At 71.3% G+C, this 15,507-nt stretch carries 17 protein-coding genes and 2 pseudogenes; 14 read left to right on the plus strand and 5 right to left on the minus strand.

Annotation, left to right across the window (positions count from 1 at the left end; all coding sequences use genetic code 11):
- Positions 1-34 precede the first annotated feature (34 nt).
- Positions 35-913 carry an acyl-CoA thioesterase gene (locus ACWDZ4_RS18285; protein WP_451509416.1) on the plus strand — a complete coding sequence of 293 codons (879 nt, stop codon included), beginning with the start codon at positions 35-37 and terminating at the stop codon, positions 911-913.
- 160 nt (positions 914-1,073) lie between these two features.
- On the plus strand, positions 1,074-1,562 hold the full coding sequence (locus ACWDZ4_RS18290) for a glutathione peroxidase (RefSeq protein WP_451509417.1): 489 nt from the start codon (positions 1,074-1,076) through the stop codon (positions 1,560-1,562).
- An 89-nt stretch (positions 1,563-1,651) separates the two neighbouring features.
- On the opposite strand, the gene ACWDZ4_RS18295 is transcribed toward ACWDZ4_RS18290, so the two are convergent.
- Positions 1,652-2,878, minus strand: a complete 1,227-nt coding sequence (locus tag ACWDZ4_RS18295; protein ID WP_451509418.1) for an acyl-CoA dehydrogenase family protein — start codon at positions 2,876-2,878, stop codon at positions 1,652-1,654.
- A gap of 175 nt (positions 2,879-3,053) precedes the next feature.
- Between ACWDZ4_RS18295 and ACWDZ4_RS18300 the strand changes: the two genes are divergently transcribed.
- Positions 3,054-3,701 (plus strand): TetR family transcriptional regulator, encoded by a 648-nt coding sequence (locus ACWDZ4_RS18300; protein ID WP_451509419.1) that lies wholly within the window; start codon positions 3,054-3,056, stop codon positions 3,699-3,701.
- Between the two features lie 42 nt (positions 3,702-3,743).
- On the opposite strand, the gene def is transcribed toward ACWDZ4_RS18300, so the two are convergent.
- Positions 3,744-4,289, minus strand: coding sequence for a peptide deformylase (gene def / locus ACWDZ4_RS18305; RefSeq protein WP_451509420.1), 546 nt, complete (start codon positions 4,287-4,289; stop codon positions 3,744-3,746).
- A 149-nt stretch (positions 4,290-4,438) separates the two neighbouring features.
- On the opposite strand from def, the gene ACWDZ4_RS18310 reads away from it, so the two are divergent.
- The 5 genes from ACWDZ4_RS18310 to ACWDZ4_RS18330 all read left to right on the plus strand — a co-directional run bounded on the left by ACWDZ4_RS18310 (position 4,439) and on the right by ACWDZ4_RS18330 (position 8,917).
- On the plus strand, positions 4,439-5,677 hold the full coding sequence (locus tag ACWDZ4_RS18310) for a Mur ligase family protein (protein WP_344493792.1): 1,239 nt from the start codon (positions 4,439-4,441) through the stop codon (positions 5,675-5,677).
- A gap of 31 nt (positions 5,678-5,708) precedes the next feature.
- Positions 5,709-6,437, plus strand: a complete 729-nt coding sequence (locus tag ACWDZ4_RS18315; protein ID WP_028811872.1) for a type 1 glutamine amidotransferase — start codon at positions 5,709-5,711, stop codon at positions 6,435-6,437.
- A 145-nt stretch (positions 6,438-6,582) separates the two neighbouring features.
- Complete coding sequence (locus tag ACWDZ4_RS18320; protein ID WP_451509421.1) at positions 6,583-7,608, plus strand: 6-phosphofructokinase; 1,026 nt, start codon at positions 6,583-6,585, stop codon at positions 7,606-7,608.
- 111 nt (positions 7,609-7,719) lie between these two features.
- Positions 7,720-8,679, plus strand: coding sequence for a cytochrome c oxidase assembly protein (locus ACWDZ4_RS18325; protein ID WP_451509422.1), 960 nt, complete (start codon positions 7,720-7,722; stop codon positions 8,677-8,679).
- A gap of 79 nt (positions 8,680-8,758) precedes the next feature.
- On the plus strand, positions 8,759-8,917 hold the full coding sequence (locus ACWDZ4_RS18330) for a hypothetical protein (protein ID WP_451509423.1): 159 nt from the start codon (positions 8,759-8,761) through the stop codon (positions 8,915-8,917).
- A gap of 93 nt (positions 8,918-9,010) precedes the next feature.
- On the opposite strand, the gene ACWDZ4_RS18335 is transcribed toward ACWDZ4_RS18330, so the two are convergent.
- Positions 9,011-9,415: an SSI family serine proteinase inhibitor gene (locus tag ACWDZ4_RS18335; RefSeq protein ID WP_451509424.1), complete on the minus strand. Its 405-nt coding sequence runs from the start codon at positions 9,413-9,415 to the stop codon at positions 9,011-9,013.
- 191 nt (positions 9,416-9,606) lie between these two features.
- Positions 9,607-9,900, minus strand: a pseudogene (locus ACWDZ4_RS18340) (ABC transporter ATP-binding protein); the annotation flags it as partial.
- Here ACWDZ4_RS18340 and ACWDZ4_RS18345 point away from each other — a divergent pair.
- The 6 genes and pseudogenes from ACWDZ4_RS18345 to ACWDZ4_RS18370 all read left to right on the plus strand — a co-directional run bounded on the left by ACWDZ4_RS18345 (position 9,845) and on the right by ACWDZ4_RS18370 (position 13,002).
- Entirely contained in the window at positions 9,845-10,315 is a 471-nt protein-coding gene (locus tag ACWDZ4_RS18345; RefSeq protein WP_451509425.1) for a hypothetical protein, read from the plus strand. The pseudogene ACWDZ4_RS18340 and the gene ACWDZ4_RS18345 overlap by 56 nt on opposite strands.
- Positions 10,216-10,428: pseudogene (locus tag ACWDZ4_RS18350) on the plus strand (alpha/beta hydrolase); the annotation flags it as partial. The gene ACWDZ4_RS18345 and the pseudogene ACWDZ4_RS18350, both read left to right, overlap by 100 nt.
- Positions 10,429-10,664: 236 nt before the next feature.
- Positions 10,665-11,063, plus strand: coding sequence for a GNAT family N-acetyltransferase (locus tag ACWDZ4_RS18355; RefSeq protein ID WP_451509426.1), 399 nt, complete (start codon positions 10,665-10,667; stop codon positions 11,061-11,063).
- 156 nt (positions 11,064-11,219) lie between these two features.
- A complete protein-coding gene (ppk2, locus tag ACWDZ4_RS18360; protein ID WP_451509427.1) occupies positions 11,220-12,191 on the plus strand; it encodes a polyphosphate kinase 2 in 972 nt (323 codons plus the stop codon).
- 85 nt (positions 12,192-12,276) lie between these two features.
- Positions 12,277-12,447 carry a hydrophobic protein gene (locus tag ACWDZ4_RS18365; protein WP_344493805.1) on the plus strand — a complete coding sequence of 57 codons (171 nt, stop codon included), beginning with the start codon at positions 12,277-12,279 and terminating at the stop codon, positions 12,445-12,447.
- Between the two features lie 147 nt (positions 12,448-12,594).
- Entirely contained in the window at positions 12,595-13,002 is a 408-nt protein-coding gene (locus ACWDZ4_RS18370) for an STAS domain-containing protein (RefSeq protein ID WP_451509428.1), read from the plus strand.
- 29 nt (positions 13,003-13,031) lie between these two features.
- Here ACWDZ4_RS18370 and ACWDZ4_RS18375 read toward each other — a convergent pair whose 3' ends face one another.
- A complete protein-coding gene (locus ACWDZ4_RS18375; RefSeq protein WP_451509429.1) occupies positions 13,032-15,473 on the minus strand; it encodes a SpoIIE family protein phosphatase in 2,442 nt (813 codons plus the stop codon).
- Positions 15,474-15,507: the final 34 nt, after the last annotated feature.

Here is a 15,507-nt window from a genome sequence, read left to right on the forward strand (position 1 = left end):
CCAGTCCGGCCGCACATCCAAGGAGAAGAACCCCGTGACGACCAACCCCGCCGAACGCCTCGTCGATCTGCTCGACCTGGAGCGGATCGAGGTCAACATCTTCCGGGGCCGCAGCCCCCAGGAGTCCCTGCAACGGGTCTTCGGGGGGCAGGTCGCCGGGCAGGCCCTGGTCGCGGCCGGCCGTACGACCGAGGGCGACCGGCCCGTGCACTCCCTGCACGCGTACTTCCTGCGGCCCGGACGCCCGGGTGTGCCGATCGTCTACCAGGTGGAGCGGGTGAGGGACGGGCGCTCCTTCACCACCCGGCGGGTCACGGCCGTCCAGGAGGGCCGGACGATCTTCAACCTGACCGCCTCCTTCCACCGGCCGGAGGAGGCCGCGTTCGAGCACCAGCTGCCGCCGCGCCTGGACTTCCCGGACCCGGAGTCGCTGCCGCCGGTGGCCGACGAGATCCGCGCGCACCTGGGGGGCCTGCCCGAGTCGCTGGACCGGATGGCCCGCCGGATGCCCTTCGACATCCGTTACGTCGACCGGCTGCGCTGGACCGCCGAGGAGGTCGAGGAGGCGGACCCGCGCAGCGCGGTGTGGATGCGCGCGGTCGGGCCGCTGGGCGACGACCAGCTCCTGCACACGTGCGCGCTGGCGTACGCGTCCGACATGACGCTGCTCGACGCGGTCCGCATCCCGGTGGAGCCGCTCTGGGGCCCGCGCACCTTCGACATCGCGTCGCTGGACCACGCGATGTGGTTCCACCGGCCGTTCCGGGCCGACGAGTGGTTCCTGTACGACCAGGAGTCCCCCGTCGCGACGGGCGCGCGGGGGCTGGCGCGCGGCCGGATCTACGACCGGGACGGCAACTTGCTGGTGTCGGTGGTGCAGGAGGGACTGTTCCGCCCGCTGCCGACCGCCTGAGCGGCCGCAGGCCGCGGAGCTTGGCGCATCGTGCCGCGGGAGCTCGCGGATCCATGAGCCCGCGTGCCCGCGCGGCACGCCGCCTCCGGTCTCTGGAACAGTACGGACCAGTGACCGACAGCCGGCAGCGCCCGGCCACCCGTAGCCCTAGGAGACACCGATGAGCCTGTACGACATCCCCCTGCGCACCCTGACCGGCGAGCCGACCACCCTCGCGGCCCACAAGGGCAAGGTGGTGCTGGTGGTGAACGTGGCGTCCAAGTGCGGACTGACGCCGCAGTACGCCGGTCTGGAGCGGCTCCAGCAGAAGTACGCGGACCAGGGCTTCACGGTGGTCGGTGTGCCGTGCAACCAGTTCGCGGGCCAGGAGCCGGGCAGCGCGGAGGAGATCGGGACGTTCTGCTCGGCGAGCTACGGCGTGACGTTCCCGCTGCTGGAGAAGATCGAGGTCAACGGCGATCACCGGCACCCGCTGTACGACGAGCTGACCCAGGTGAAGGACGCGGACGGCGAGGCCGGGGACGTCCAGTGGAACTTCGAGAAGTTCCTGGTCAGCGGTAAGGGCGAGGTCGTCGGGCGGTTCCGTCCGCGTACCGAGCCGGAGGCCACCGAGGTCGTCGCGGCCATCGAGGCGCAGCTCTCGGCCTGACCCGGCACGCGCGAAGGCGCCGGCCCCGCCCCCGGCGGTTCCGGCGCCTTCGCGTGCGTACTCCCGCGTACCCGCGTACCGCCGGGCGGTCAGCGGATCGGCATGCCCGACAGGGTGCGGGCGATCACCAGGCGCTGGATCTCGCTCGTGCCCTCGAAGATGGTGTAGATCGCGCTGTCGCGGTGCATGCGCTCCACCGGGTACTCCCGCGTGAAGCCGTTGCCGCCGAGGATCTGCACGGCCTGCGCCGTGACCTTCTTGGCCGTCTCGCTGGCGTACAGCTTCGACATCGAGCCCTCGGCCGCGGTGAACGGCTTGCCCGTGGCCGCCATCCAGGAGGCGCGCCAGACCAGCAGCCGCGCCGCGTCGATCTGGGTACGCATGTCGGCGAGCTGGAAGGCGACGCCCTGGTTGTCGATGATCGGGCGGCCGAACTGCTCCCGCGTCTTCGCGTAGTCGAGCGCGACCTCGTACGCGGCGCGGGCGGTGCCCACCGCCATGGCGCCGACGGCCGGGCGGGACGCCTCGAAGGTGGCCATCGCCGCGTTCTTCACCCGCTCGCCGCCCTTCCTGACCCGCTCACGGGCCCGGGCGAGGCGCTCGTCGAGCTTCTCCTTGCCGCCGAGCAGGCAGTGGCCGGGCACGCGCACGTTCTCCAGTACGACCTCGGCGGTGTGCGAGGCGCGGATGCCGTGCTTCTTGAACTTCTGCCCCTGGGACAGCCCTTCGGTGGCGGGCGGAACGATGAAGGAGGCGTGGCCCTTGGAGCCGAGTTCCGGGTCCACCAGGGCGACCACGACATGGACGTTGGCGATGCCGCCGTTGGTCGCCCACGTCTTGGTCCCGTTCAGCACCCACTCGTCCTTGGCCTCGTCGTACACGGCGCGCGTGCGCATCGCGGACACGTCGGAGCCGGCGTCCGGCTCGGAGGAGCAGAAGGCGGCGACCTTGACGTCGGAGGCGTCACCGTACATCTGCGGGATCCAGGTGCCGATCTGCTCCTCGGTGCCGTTCGCGAGGACGCCGACGGCGGCCAGGCCCGTACCGGCTATGGACAGGCCGATGCCCGCGTCGCCCCAGAAGAGCTCCTCCATCGCCATCGGGATGCCCAGGCCCGTCGGGTCGAAGAACTGCTGTGCGTAGAAATCGAGGGAGTAGATGCCGAGTTTGGCCGCTTCCTGGATGACGGGCCAGGGCGTCTCCTCGCGCTCGTCCCATTCGGCGGCGGCCGGGCGCATCACATCGGCGGCGAACCCGTGAATCCAGTCGCGGACCTGCTTCTGGTCATCGTTGAGTTCGAGCGTGAACTCGGCCATGTCCCCTCCAACACTGCGTTCATCACGTGCGTTACTTACGGTAACGCGAGTCTGTTACCGCAAAGTAGACGGTGTCAACTGCCGTAGTACCGGCGCAGTACGGACCGCGCGGGCCACAGCCATGGTGTTACGTTGCGCAGGCGTCACGGAATCGCTTTGGGCGGGGAGACACACCATGGAAACCACACAACAGGGCGGGCAGCAGCGCTCCGCTGCCGCACAGCGACGGCGGGAGCTGCTGGAGGCGGCGGACCGCGTGGTACTGCGGGACGGTCCGCAGGCTTCCATGAACGCCATAGCCGCCGAGGCCGGAATCACCAAGCCGATCCTCTACCGGCACTTCGGCGACAAGGGCGGCCTCTACCGCGCCCTGGCCAAACGCCACACCGACGCGCTGCTCACGGCGCTGCGGGCCGCGCTCGACGCACCCGCCGAGCGGCGTGAGCGCGTCGAGGCGACGCTCGACACCTACCTCGCCGCGATCGAGGCCCGCCCGCAGGTCTACCGGTTCCTGATGCACCCCGCCGAGGAGGCGCACCAGCCGGAGCAGGGCTTCGACGTCGGCCGCCACTCGGCGCCGCTGCTGCGCAGGCTCGGCGAGGAACTGGCCACGGTGATCGCCGAACGCGTGGACCTCGGGCCCGACAGCGCACAGCTGGCCCGGGTGTGGGGACACGGCATCGTCGGCATGATGCACGCGGCGGGCGACTGGTGGCTGGGCGAACGCCCCTGCTCGCGCGAGCGGCTGGTGTCCAGCCTCGCGGACCTGCTGTGGGGCCGCCTGGCCGCCGCGAGCGACCGCGCGGGCGGCCCCGGCTTCTGACCCCGCCCCGGCCGGCACCACCGCACGGAGCCCTCCCCTGCCCTACGCCGGGCCGCCCCACGGCGCCCGCCGCGCCGCCCGCAGCGCCCTGGCCCGGCGTAGGCCGGTGAGGCGGTCCGTGTAGACCAGGCCGTCCAGGTGGTCGCACTCGTGCTGAAGGCAGCGGGCGAAGAAGCCGGTGCCTTCGATCCGCACCGGCGAACCCGCCGCCGAAACGCCCTCCACCACCGCCCGGTCGAAGCGTTCGGTACCCGCCTCGATGCCCGGCAGGGACAGACACCCCTCCGGACCGCGTACGGTGATGCCGTCGGCCTCGACCAGTCGGGGGTTGACGATGTGCCCCACGTGCCGGACGTCCTCGTCGTCCGGGCAGTCGTAGACGAAGACGCGCAGCGGTACGCCGACCTGGTTGGCCGCGAGGCCGACTCCCTCGGCGGCGTACATGGTCGCGTACATGTCCTCGACGAGCCGGACCAGCGAGGGACCGAAATCGGTCACCGCCTCGCAGGGCGCGTGCAGCGCCGGGTCACCGAGCAGTGTCATGGGTCGTACGAGCCCGGAACTGCCGGGAATCGGGCGGTGTCGCATGGCGGCAAGCGTACGTTCCACCAGGTGCTCCAGCGCCCCCGGTGGTGGCGGGGTGCGGGGGCGCGACTGGATCTCGATAGGCTGAGCCCCGACGTTGACCGGTGGACCTGGGGCAGATGCGGCGCCGGATGCAAGGAGGATCAGTGACGATGGCAGGCAACACGGAGCCGTTGTCGCCGCGGGCCAAGCTGGCCGTGACGGCAGGCAAGGCCGCGGCGGCGGTGTCCCGCGCCGCGGGACGCGGCAGCGGATCCGTGATCGGCGGCAAGGTGGCGCTCAAGCTCGACCCCGACCTGCTCGGGCGGCTCGCCCAGCATCTCGACGTCGTGCTCGTCTCCGCGACGAACGGCAAGACGACGACGACCCGGCTCATCGCCGAGGCGTTGCGGGCCAGCGGCCCCGTCGTCTCCAACGCGCTCGGCGCCAACATGCCGGCGGGCATCACCTCCGCCCTGGCGGGCGGCTCGGACGCGAAGTACGGCGTGATCGAGGTCGACGAGAAGTACCTCGCCGGAGTCGCGCGGGACGTGACGCCGAAGGCGATTGCCCTGCTCAACCTCTCCCGCGACCAGCTCGACCGGGCCGCCGAGACGCGGATGCTCGCCGAGAAGTGGCGCGAGGGCCTGTCCGGCACGAAGGCCGTCGTCATCGCGAACGCCGACGACCCGCTGATCGTCTGGGCCGCGTCCTCCTCCCCCAACGTGGTGTGGGTGGCGGCGGGTCAGGAGTGGAAGGACGACGCCTGGTCCTGCCCGTCCTGCGGCGGTGTGATGCAGCGCCCCGGCGACGACTGGTTCTGCGGCGAGTGCGGTTTCCGCCGCCCGTCCCCGAGCTGGGTGCTGAGCGGCGACCACGTCCTGGACCCGCACGGCTCGGCCTGGCCGATCCACCTCCAGCTGCCCGGCCGCGCCAACAAGGCGAACGCCGCCACGTCCGCCGCGGTCGCGGCCGTGTTCGGCGTGCCGCCGCAGGTGGCGCTGGAGCGGATGTACGAGGTCCAGGCGGTCGCCGGCCGGTACGACGTGGTGCGGTTCCAGGAGCGCGAGCTGCGGCTGCTGCTCGCGAAGAACCCGGCGGGCTGGCTCGAGACGTTCTCCCTCATCAACCCGCCGCCCACGCCGGTGATCCTGGCCGTGAACGCGCGCGGCGCGGACGGCACGGACACCTCCTGGCTGTGGGACGTCGACTACACCCGGCTCGCCGGCCACCCGATCTTCGTGCTCGGTGACCGCAAGCTGGACCTCGCCGTGCGCCTGGAGGTCGCGAACCTGGACTTCCGGGTCTGCGAGACCCTCGACGAGGCCGTGCAGCTCGCGCCGCCCGGGCTGATCGAGACGATCGCCAACTACACCGCGTTCCAGGACCTGCGCCGCCGTGTCGGCAACTAGGCCCGCGTACACCGAAAAAGGACGAGCAAGCATGAGCGACAACAGCCTGCGCCTGGTGTGGATCTACCCGGACCTGCTGAGCACGTACGGCGACCAGGGCAACGCCCTCGTCGTGGAGCGCCGGGCCCGCCAGCGCGGCCTCGACGTCCACCGCGTGGACGTACGCAGCGACCAGCAGATCCCCACGTCGGGCGACATCTACCTGATCGGCGGCGGTGAGGACCGTCCGCAGCGCCTCGCGGCCGAGCGGCTGCGCCGCGACGGCGGCCTGGAGCGCGCCGTGTCCAACGGCGCGATCGTCTTCTCGGTCTGCGCCGGGTACCAGATCCTCGGCCACGAGTTCATCAACGACCTCGGCGAGCGCGAGCAGGGCCTCGGGCTGCTCGACGTGGTCAGCACGCGCGGCGAGGGCGAGCGGTGCGTCGGCGACGTCCTCGGGGACATCGACGAGCGCCTCGGGCTGCCGCCGCTGACCGGCTTCGAGAACCACCAGGGCATCACCCATCTGGGCCCGACGGCGCGGCCGTTCGCCCGGACGCGCATCGGCAAGGGCAACGGGACCGGCGACGGCACGGAGGGCGCGTACAACGACACCGTCTTCGGTACGTACATGCACGGCCCCGTGCTCGCCCGCAACCCGCTCATCGCGGACCTGCTGCTGAAGCTGGCCCTCGACGTCAACGCGCTGCCGCCCACCGACGACCGGTGGTACGAGGCGCTGCGCGCCGAGCGCATCGCGTCGGCGACGCAGCCCGCCTGACGGACTGTCGCGGTTCGTACGTTTTTGGGGTGTCCAGCTGGCGGACGCCAGGTTCGGCCCCGTCACTCTGCGCGAGTAGGGTGACGGGGATCCAGCCGGACGACGTGGTCCGGTCCTCGGCCCACGTTGCAAAGGTATTCCGGGCATGCGCATTGGTGTACTCACTTCCGGCGGCGACTGCCCCGGCCTGAACGCTGTCATCCGTTCCGTCGTGCACCGCGCCGTCGTCGACCACGGCGACGAGGTCATTGGTTTCCACGACGGCTGGAAGGGTCTTCTGGAAGGCGACTACCGCAAGCTCGACCTCGACGCGGTGGGCGGCATCCTGGCCCGCGGCGGCACGATCCTCGGCTCTTCCAGGGTCCAGCCCGCGCATCTGCGCGACGGCGTCGAGACGGCCCGCGGCCATGTCGCGGACCTCGGACTCGACGCGATCATCCCGATCGGCGGCGAAGGCACGCTGAAGGCGGCGAACCTGCTGTCCGAGGCGGGGCTGCCGATCGTCGGCGTACCGAAGACCATCGACAACGACATCGCGTCGACCGACGTCACCTTCGGCTTCGACACGGCCGTCGGAGTCGCGACCGAGGCGCTCGACCGGCTCAAGACCACCGCCGAATCGCACCAGCGGGTGCTGATCGTCGAGGTCATGGGGCGGCACACCGGCTGGATCGCGCTCCACTCCGGCATGGCGGCCGGTGCGCACGCCATCGTCGTGCCCGAGCGGCCCTTCGACATCGGTGAGCTGACCGAGCTGGTCGGCAAGCGCTTCTCGGCCGGCAAGCGCTTCGCGATCGTCGTGGTCGCCGAGGGCGCCAAGCCGCGCGAGGGCTCCATGGAGTTCGACATCGGCGGCAAGGACATGTACGGCCACGAGCGCTTCGCGGGCGTCGCCCGGCAGCTGTCCGTCGAGCTGGAGGAGCGCCTCGGCAAGGAGGCGCGTCCGGTCATCCTGGGCCACGTCCAGCGCGGCGGTACCCCGACGGCGTACGACCGTGTCCTCGCGACCCGCTTCGGCTGGCACGCGGTGGAGGCGGCGCACCGCGGTGAGTTCGGCATGATGACGGCGCTGCGCGGCACGGACATCGTGATGGTCCCGCTGGCCGAGGCGGTGGAGACCCTCAAGACGGTGCCCACCGAGCGGTACGCCGAGGCCGAGTGCGTGCTGTGACGATCTTGACGGTCGTCTGAGTGACGGCCCCCGGCCGCGGACGCGGCCGGGGGCCGTTCTAGTCTGTAGCGGACAACCGGTACGAATGGGCAGCCCCACGGGAGTACGCAGATGGATCACAGCGGGCACGGCAGCGGCATGGACATGGATCTGCCGCCGTTCACGCTGGGACGGGGGCTGGAGTTCTCCCCCGACCTCTTCTTCCTGGTGGGGTGCGTGCTGGCGCTCGTCCTGTACGGGTGGGGCGTGGCGCGGCTGCGCCGGCGCGGCGACGGCTGGCCGGTCGGCCGGACGGTCTTCTTCGTCATCGGCGTGCTGAGCGTGGCGCTGGTGATGTGCACCAAGCTCAACGACTACGGCATGGTCATGTTCAGCGTGCACATGGTGCAGCACATGGTGATCAGCATGCTCTCGCCGATCCTGCTGCTGCTCGGCGCGCCGGTGACGCTGGCGCTGCGGGCACTGCCGGTGGCGGGGCGCGGGAACCGCAAGGGGCCGCGCGAGCTGCTGCTGATGCTGCTGCACAGCCGCTACATGAAGATCGTCACGCATCCGGCGTTCACGATCCCGCTGTTCATCGCGTCCCTGTACGCGCTCTACTTCACGCCGGTCTTCGACTTCCTGATGGGGAGCAAGCCGGGCCACCTGGGCATGATGGTCCACTTCCTCGCCGTCGGCCTGGTCTTCTTCTGGCCGATCATGGGCATCGACCCGGGGCCGCACCGCCCGGGTTATCTGATGCGGATGCTGGAGCTTTTCGCCGGGATGCCGTTCCACGCGTTCTTCGGCATCGCGCTGATGATGGCGTCCCAGCCGATGATCGGTACGTACGCGAACCCGCCCGCGTCGCTCGGCATCGACGCGCTGAGCGACCAGAACGCGGCGGGCGGCATCGCCTGGGCGTTCTCGGAGATCCCGTCGGTACTGGTGCTGATCGCACTGGTGTTCCAGTGGTACCGGTCCGAGCAGCGGGTCGCGCGGCGCTCGGACCGGGCGGCGGACCGCGACGGGGACAAGGAGCTGCTGGCGTACAACGCGTATCTGGCCTCGCTCCAGGCGCGCGGCCGCTAGGTCGCCGGTAACGTCGGCACGGTAGCGCGGGAGCCCTCCAGGGGTGACGATGGCCCTCCATCAGAAGAAGGGGGCGCGCATGCCCGGTTCTGCGAAGTCGATGGGGGTGCTCACCGTAGGGACGCTGGTCGTGATCTCGGCGTACACGGTGGCACTCGGAAGCAACGGCTGGCTGTGGTTCGGCTGGATCGTGCTCGGTCTGGTCACGCTCGGGCTGGCCGCGACGCACAGCCGGTGAGCGGCCGGTGAGCAGCCGGTGATCAGCTGCTGAAACGTCACTGCGCGGTGCGCCCGGGAGTGGTCCCGAGCGCGGAGCGCGGGCACGGAGCGCTCAGAAGCGGAAGACCGGCCCGGTCGCGGCATCGAGCACGCACGCGTTCGGATAGGTCTTCTGCCAGGCCGCCGCACGCCCGCGCCAGCTGCCCTTGGCGCTCACGGTCACCGGCTCGTACTGCTTGGTGCACGCACGCGGGTTCCCGGACAACCGGTCGAGGTCGCCGTCCGCCTTGTCGAGCGCCGCGCACGCGCCGGCGGCGTCCGGGTGGTGCCCCGGGCCCCCTGGAGGACACTTCAGCAGGACGCCCCGGATCCAGGTGTTCTCCGCGCCCGAAACGGTGAGGAACAGGCCGTGGGGCAGTGTCGGCTCGTCGGGGACGTCCACGGCGGCCCTGGCGGGCACGGCCGCGCTCGCGAGAGCGAGCAGGGCGACTGCGGTGAGGGTGGCTGAGGAGCGCATCCGGACCTCCTGGGGCTGGGCAGCTCGGCGACTGAGTGCAGGGAGAGGCCAGGCCACCTTCTGCCACCGCCTCCGGCAAGCGGCCACGCGGCGGCGTCGCACACACGGGTACGTACCGCTGCTCCGTACGGCGGGACTCCGTCCGGTCCGGTCCCCGGCCGCCGGCCGCCCGCCGCCCCCGTTCCGCCCGGCTACGGCCGTGTCCCCGCCGCCAGGCGCGCCGAGGTCTCCGTCAGGGAGGCGGTGAACGGGGGCCGCGTCGAGGCCAGCGCCTCGGACGCCGGTCCCTGCTCGACGAGGTCGCCCGCGTCCAGTACGGCGATCCTGGTGGCCGCGGCCGCGGTGTCGAGGTCGTGCGTGATCAGAACGAGGGCGGGACCGGTGCGGTCGCGCAGGAGGCCGGCGAGCACGTCCAGGATTCCGCGCCGGGTGACCGTGTCGAGCCCGGACGTGATCTCGTCGCAGATCAGCCCCCGGGGACGGGCGGGGCTGCGTCAGCGCGAGGTGTTCTTCTCCTGGACCGCCCGGCACGACCGGCGCTTCGGTCTCGGCGCCGGCACCGCCCGCGTCGGTGCCGCCTACCGGCGGGCGCGTGCGGGACTCGCCGCCCGCCCCGTGGACGGCTTCGGCCCGGCCGAGTTCGACCGCGCCGTGTACCGGGCGCTGGGCCGCACCGAACACCGGGCGGGTCTCGCGGACGGCATCCGCGCGTACCTGCGCGTGCGCGGACGGGCCCGGGCCCGCACCGCAGCGTATGGTGGCCGACCTCCCGGCGCGTACGGCGGCTCGACCCCCAGCCGGTGCTCACCGGAAGGGAAGCCTCGGCCTGCGCCTCCTGGCACCACGAGCCCGTCCACGGCGCCCGGCTCGGCAGCCCGCACGCTCCGCCCGTCCTGCTGACCGCCTCGGAACACGACCCCGTCACACCGGTCGAGGGGGCGCGGCGCCTGCGGCGGCGGCTGCCCGGCTCCCGCCTGGTCACGCTCCACGACGACTGCCCCCACGGCGTGTTCACCGGCCGGGGCGACGCCTGCGTCGACTCCACCGCGGCCGCCTGCCTGGTCGACGGACCGTCCCGGCAGCAGACGTGCACTGCACCGGGCCCGGCCTGCCCACCCCACGGGCCCCCTGAGCCCTCAGCGAAAGGAACTCCGATGACCAGTGCCACGCGCCCCTCGCCCACCGTGCGGCCCGCCGCGCCGGCCGATGCGGAGGGAGCGCGCGGTGTCATGCCCGGCACCTCCTGCTGGTGGCCGTGCACGACGGCGAGGTGGTGGCCACGACCGGCGTGCGCTCGCAGGACCCGGCCCACCCGCCCCACCCGCGCCGGCTCGCCGAGCGCTACCCGTCGGGAACCACCGCCCAGCTCGTCCGGGTCTACGTCCGGCCCGAGCACCGGCGCCGCGGTCCGGCGCGGACCACGGTCGGCCAGGCAGGCGACTTCGCCGCCGCGACACCCGGGTACGACAGCCGCTCCCTCCGCACCAACGTCAGGGTGAAGGGCGCCGAAACCTTCTGGCGGAGCATCGCCGAGGAGGTGTTCGACGCCCTTACGACGGGGAGCAGGGCCCCGGTGTCGACACCACACCGTGCACTTCGAGATCCCCTGGGGCCGGCACCGGATTCCGGGGACTCCTTTCTCCGGTGAGTAAGCGGGCGAGGCGCGGGCACACGGCTTCCGGGAAGAACACACCGAAATGAACACACCTACGGCTCGACAGGAGAACGTGGTGACGAGTTATGGGAGTTCATCCGTGGCCATGACCGGTGGTTTCACCCGATACGTCGGCGGTTGAGCGGCAGCATGAACGATGCCGAGGACGAAACCCTTCTCGAAGGACTGACGGTCGACAACCGCCACCCCGAGCGGCCCGTCCTGCTCGACGACGACGGCCGGCCGCTGCAGACGTGGCGGGAGAACCACCCGTACGACCGCAAGGTCCGGCGCCAGGAGTACGAGCAGAGCAAACGGTTGCTCCAGATCGAACTGCTCAAACTCCAGCGGTGGGTGAAGGGCACGGGACAGCGGCTCGTGGTGATCTGCGAGGGGCGTGACGCGGCCGGCAAGGGCGGCACCATCCACCGCTTCACCGAGCGGCTCAATCCCCGGGGCGCCCGCGTGGTGGCCCTGGACAAGCCCACCGAACACGAGGCGGGCCAGTGGTATTTCCAGCGGTACGTCGCCCATCTCCCGTCCGCGGGGGAAATCGTCTTCTTCGACCGCTCCTGGTACAACCGGGCGGGAGTCGAGCGCGTCATGGGCTTCTGCACCCCGGCCGAGTGCCGGCACTTCCTCCAGCAGGCCCCGCTGTTCGAGCGGATGCTCACCGAGGACGGATTCCTGCTGGTCAAGTTCTGGTTCTCCGTCTCCCGCAACGAGCAGCGCACCCGGTTCGCCATCCGGCAGGTGGACCCGGTGAGGCAGTGGAAACTGTCGCCGACCGATCTGGCTTCGCTGGATCTGTGGGACGCCTATACGGCGGCGAAGGTCGACATGTTCCGGGCCACGGACACCGTTCACGCACCGTGGACCGTCGTGAAGAACAACGACAAGAAGCGCGGCCGCCTGGAAGCCATGCGCAGCCTGCTGTCGCGGTTCGACTACACGGACAGGGACGACAAGGCGGTCGGTGAGCCCGATCCGCTGATCGTCGGCCCGGCGGACACGCTCCTGGAGCCCGGCGAGGAGAGCACCGTCCTCTCCCCGACCCCTCTCGCCGGCCGCCCCGAGGGGCCGGGCGACCACCCCGGGTCCGCAGGGGACACCTCACGGTGAGCCGACGGCTCAGCCGCGACCTGCGGATCGTGGTCTGCATAGCCGGGTTCCGGCAGGGCATACGAGTGCTCGGAGGTTGATAATCATGGTCCCCCTGCTACTCGTCCTGCTTCTCGCGCTGGTGCTCTTCGGCGCCGGATTCGCCCTGAAGGCCCTGTGGTGGATCGCCGTCGTCGTCCTGGCGATCTGGCTGCTCGGCTTCGTCATGCGGTCCGCCGGCAGCGGCGGCCGCAAGGGGCGCTGGTACCGCTGGTAAGCCGGCAGTGCGCGAGGAGGCTCAGCCCGCGAGTGCCGGCTGGGCCTCCTCGCATGTCCTGCCGCCGAACATGACCGGTACGCGCCGTGGAGAACACGCCGCCACCAGCAGCTCTCGAACCGTCCCCTGAGCCAGAAAGCCGAAAACATGCCCTCTCAAGAAGCGAACCTGAACGTCGAGGTCGAGATCCACGATCCCGGGACGGCCATTCTGGCCATCGGCGGTGAACTGGACATCGATACCGCGACCTTCCTGCACCACCACTTGGCGAATCAGTTCCTCCACGGCCGGCACCATCTCGTACTGGACCTCTCGGCCTTGCAGTTCGTGGATTCATCGGGAATGAACGTTCTGATCAAAGCCGCCAGGGAAGCCCGGGAAGGAGGGGGTGACCTGCGCCTCGTCGCCCCCGCTCCCGCGGTCCGGCGCCTCCTCGAACTGACGGGGCTGAGCATGATGACACCCGTCCACGCCGATATCGAAGAGGCGCTCGGCCGGACCGGCGGGATCCCCGCGCAAGCACCCGTCCCGGTCAGGGACGGCAGCAGCCGGTAACCGCGCCGGCCCCGTGGAGAGCACCGGGGTCACGACACCTCGATACCGATGAGGCAGGTGTCGTCGTCGGTGTCCGAACTGCTGTGCGTGAGCAGACGGTCGAGCCGGCGTTCGAGGGTCGGGGCCGGCGCCTGCGCCGTGGCGAGCAGCTGGGTGAGGGAATCGTGGACGGCGGTGTCCTTGCGCTCGATGAGACCGTCGGTGTACATCAGCAGCGTGTCGTGCGGTTCGAGCTGGGTCTCGACCTCTTCGTACTCGGCTTCCGCGAGGGCGCCCAGAAGAAGCCCGCTCGGCAGGGGCAGGGTGGTGGCCTCGTTCTCCCGTACCAGTACGGGTGGCAGGTGGCCCGCCCTGGCCCAGCGCAGGACGCGGGTCTCCGGGTCGAAGAGGCCGCACACCGCGGTGGCGGTGACCTGCCCGGTGAGGTGGTGCGCCACGATGTTCAGCCAGGACAGCAGCTGGCTCGGGCCCGCGCCGGTGACGGCGAGACCGCGCATGGCGTTGCGCAGGACCACCATGCCGGTGGCCGCGTCGATGCCGTGGCCGGCGATGTCCCCGACGCAGAGCAGTATCCGCTTGGACGGCAGGACGACGGCGTCGTACCAGTCACCGCCCACCAGCGATTCCGTCTCCGCGGGCCGGTAGCGTACGGCGATCTGCAGGCCGGGCGCGTCGAGCGGCGCCCGGGTCGGCGGCATGATGGCGTGCTGGAGTTGCAGGGCCAGCCGGTTGCGCTCGGCCGACTCCTGCTCGGTGTGCGCGAGTTGGTCGCGGGTGGCGGCGAGCGCCACCTCGGTCCAGTGCTGGGAGGAGATGTCCTGGTAGGCGCCGCGTACCGCGAGGAGCCGGTCGTCGGCGTCGAGAACGGGTTCGGCGATGACCCGGATGTGGCGGGTCACTCCGTCGGGGCGCATCAGGCGGAAGGCCGTCGAGGCCGAGCGCCGGTGGTGGAGAACGGCCTGCAGGAAGCGGCCGATGGTGACAGTGTCGTCCGGATGCGCGTGGTCGGTGAGGTCCTGCAAGGACACCGGTTCTTCGGTGGCCGGCCGCCCGTACAGGGCGAAGAGCTGCCCGTTCCAGGTGATCTCGCCCGTCACCAGGTTCTCCTCGAAGCCGCCGATGCGGCCGAGGCGCTGCGCGTGCTGCAGCAGGCTGGCGAGTCGGGCCGTCTCGTCCTCGATGCGCCAGATGAGCAGGACGCTGCCGCCGTGCCGGCTGATGCTGAGGTCGGCGACGGACGCGAGCGGCACCTGGTCGACGAGGGCGGTCAGCGTCATCCGCTGCGCACGGAACGGCTCGCCGGTGGCGTAGACGCGCTCGATCTTCTCGAAGAGTTCGCTCTCGCCGACTGCCATGGGGTAGGCCTCCAGCAGCAGGGCCCCGTTGACGGCGCTGCGGGAGCGCCCCGCCGGATCCACGAAGCTGCTGTTCACGTGACGGATCCGGAAGTCGCTGAGATGCCCTTCCGCACCGAGGTGCGGCGTGAGGATGAGCGCGGGGTCGTACAGCCCGTCGGAGAGGTCCACCAGCTCGGAGACGTCGGCCAGTTCCCGCGCGGAGGGAAGGTGCATCCCGGTGACGGGCAGGCTCTCGAGCGTGTGGGCGCACAGCTCGGCCAGGGCTTCGATCTGACGCGCTATGGCCGGTGACTGCGGGGGGAGCTGCTGGGGCCAGCAGATCTCCAGTACGCCGTGTATGCGGCCGCCGGTGCCGGCAGGCAGCGCGACACGGCCGCCGTTGGGGGTCTGCTTGTGGCCGATGGAGGGAAGGCCGACCTCGGCGAGGGAGGAGATCCGGACGGTACGGCGCTCGCCGAGTGCCTGGCGGGCGACGGTCGCCACACCGGGCGGTACGTACCGCCAGCGTCCCGCTTCGTCGGCGCTGAAGCCGGCGTGACCGCAGAGGGCGAGGGAGGAGTCCGAGCCGACGGTCCAGACGGCGACGGCTGTGGCTCCCAGCGGGGCCAGCGCGTGTTCGAGCAGCGATCCGGCGACGGTCTGGGTGTCCCCGGCGGCCAGCGCGGCGCTTTCGGCGGTGCGCAGGCGTACGGCGACGGACGGGTCGGCCACCTCGCCGTACGGGTCGTCGCCGCTCGTCCGCCGGACGAAGTCACCGGTGATGCCGACGACATGGTCCCGGGCCGCCTGGTTGATGATGTCCGCGGCCAGCTCCAGCTGGGACAGGCCGGCCTGGTCGGCGAGTTCTCCGAGCTGGCGCGCCGCCTGGGCCGGACCGCACCGGAGCCGCTCGATCAAGATCCCCTTGGCGAGTTCGACCAGGGCACGGCCGTCGGCCGCGGCGTGCGCCGCCCGTACCTCCCCGCGAAGCCGTTCGACGGTGGCGGCCAGACGGCCGACGGTGGAGGTCCGGCCGGGCAGGGGCTGCTCACCGATCCCGGCAAGGAGTCGGGCGGGCGACTGCGGAGCGGCGCTGTCCACGCCGGGATCTCCATGGTGCTCAGGAGTACTCATGGTGCTGCTGACTCCTCGGTGCTTCAGCTGGGTA

The sequence above is a fragment of the Streptomyces sp. NPDC003016 genome (genome assembly GCF_053591455.1).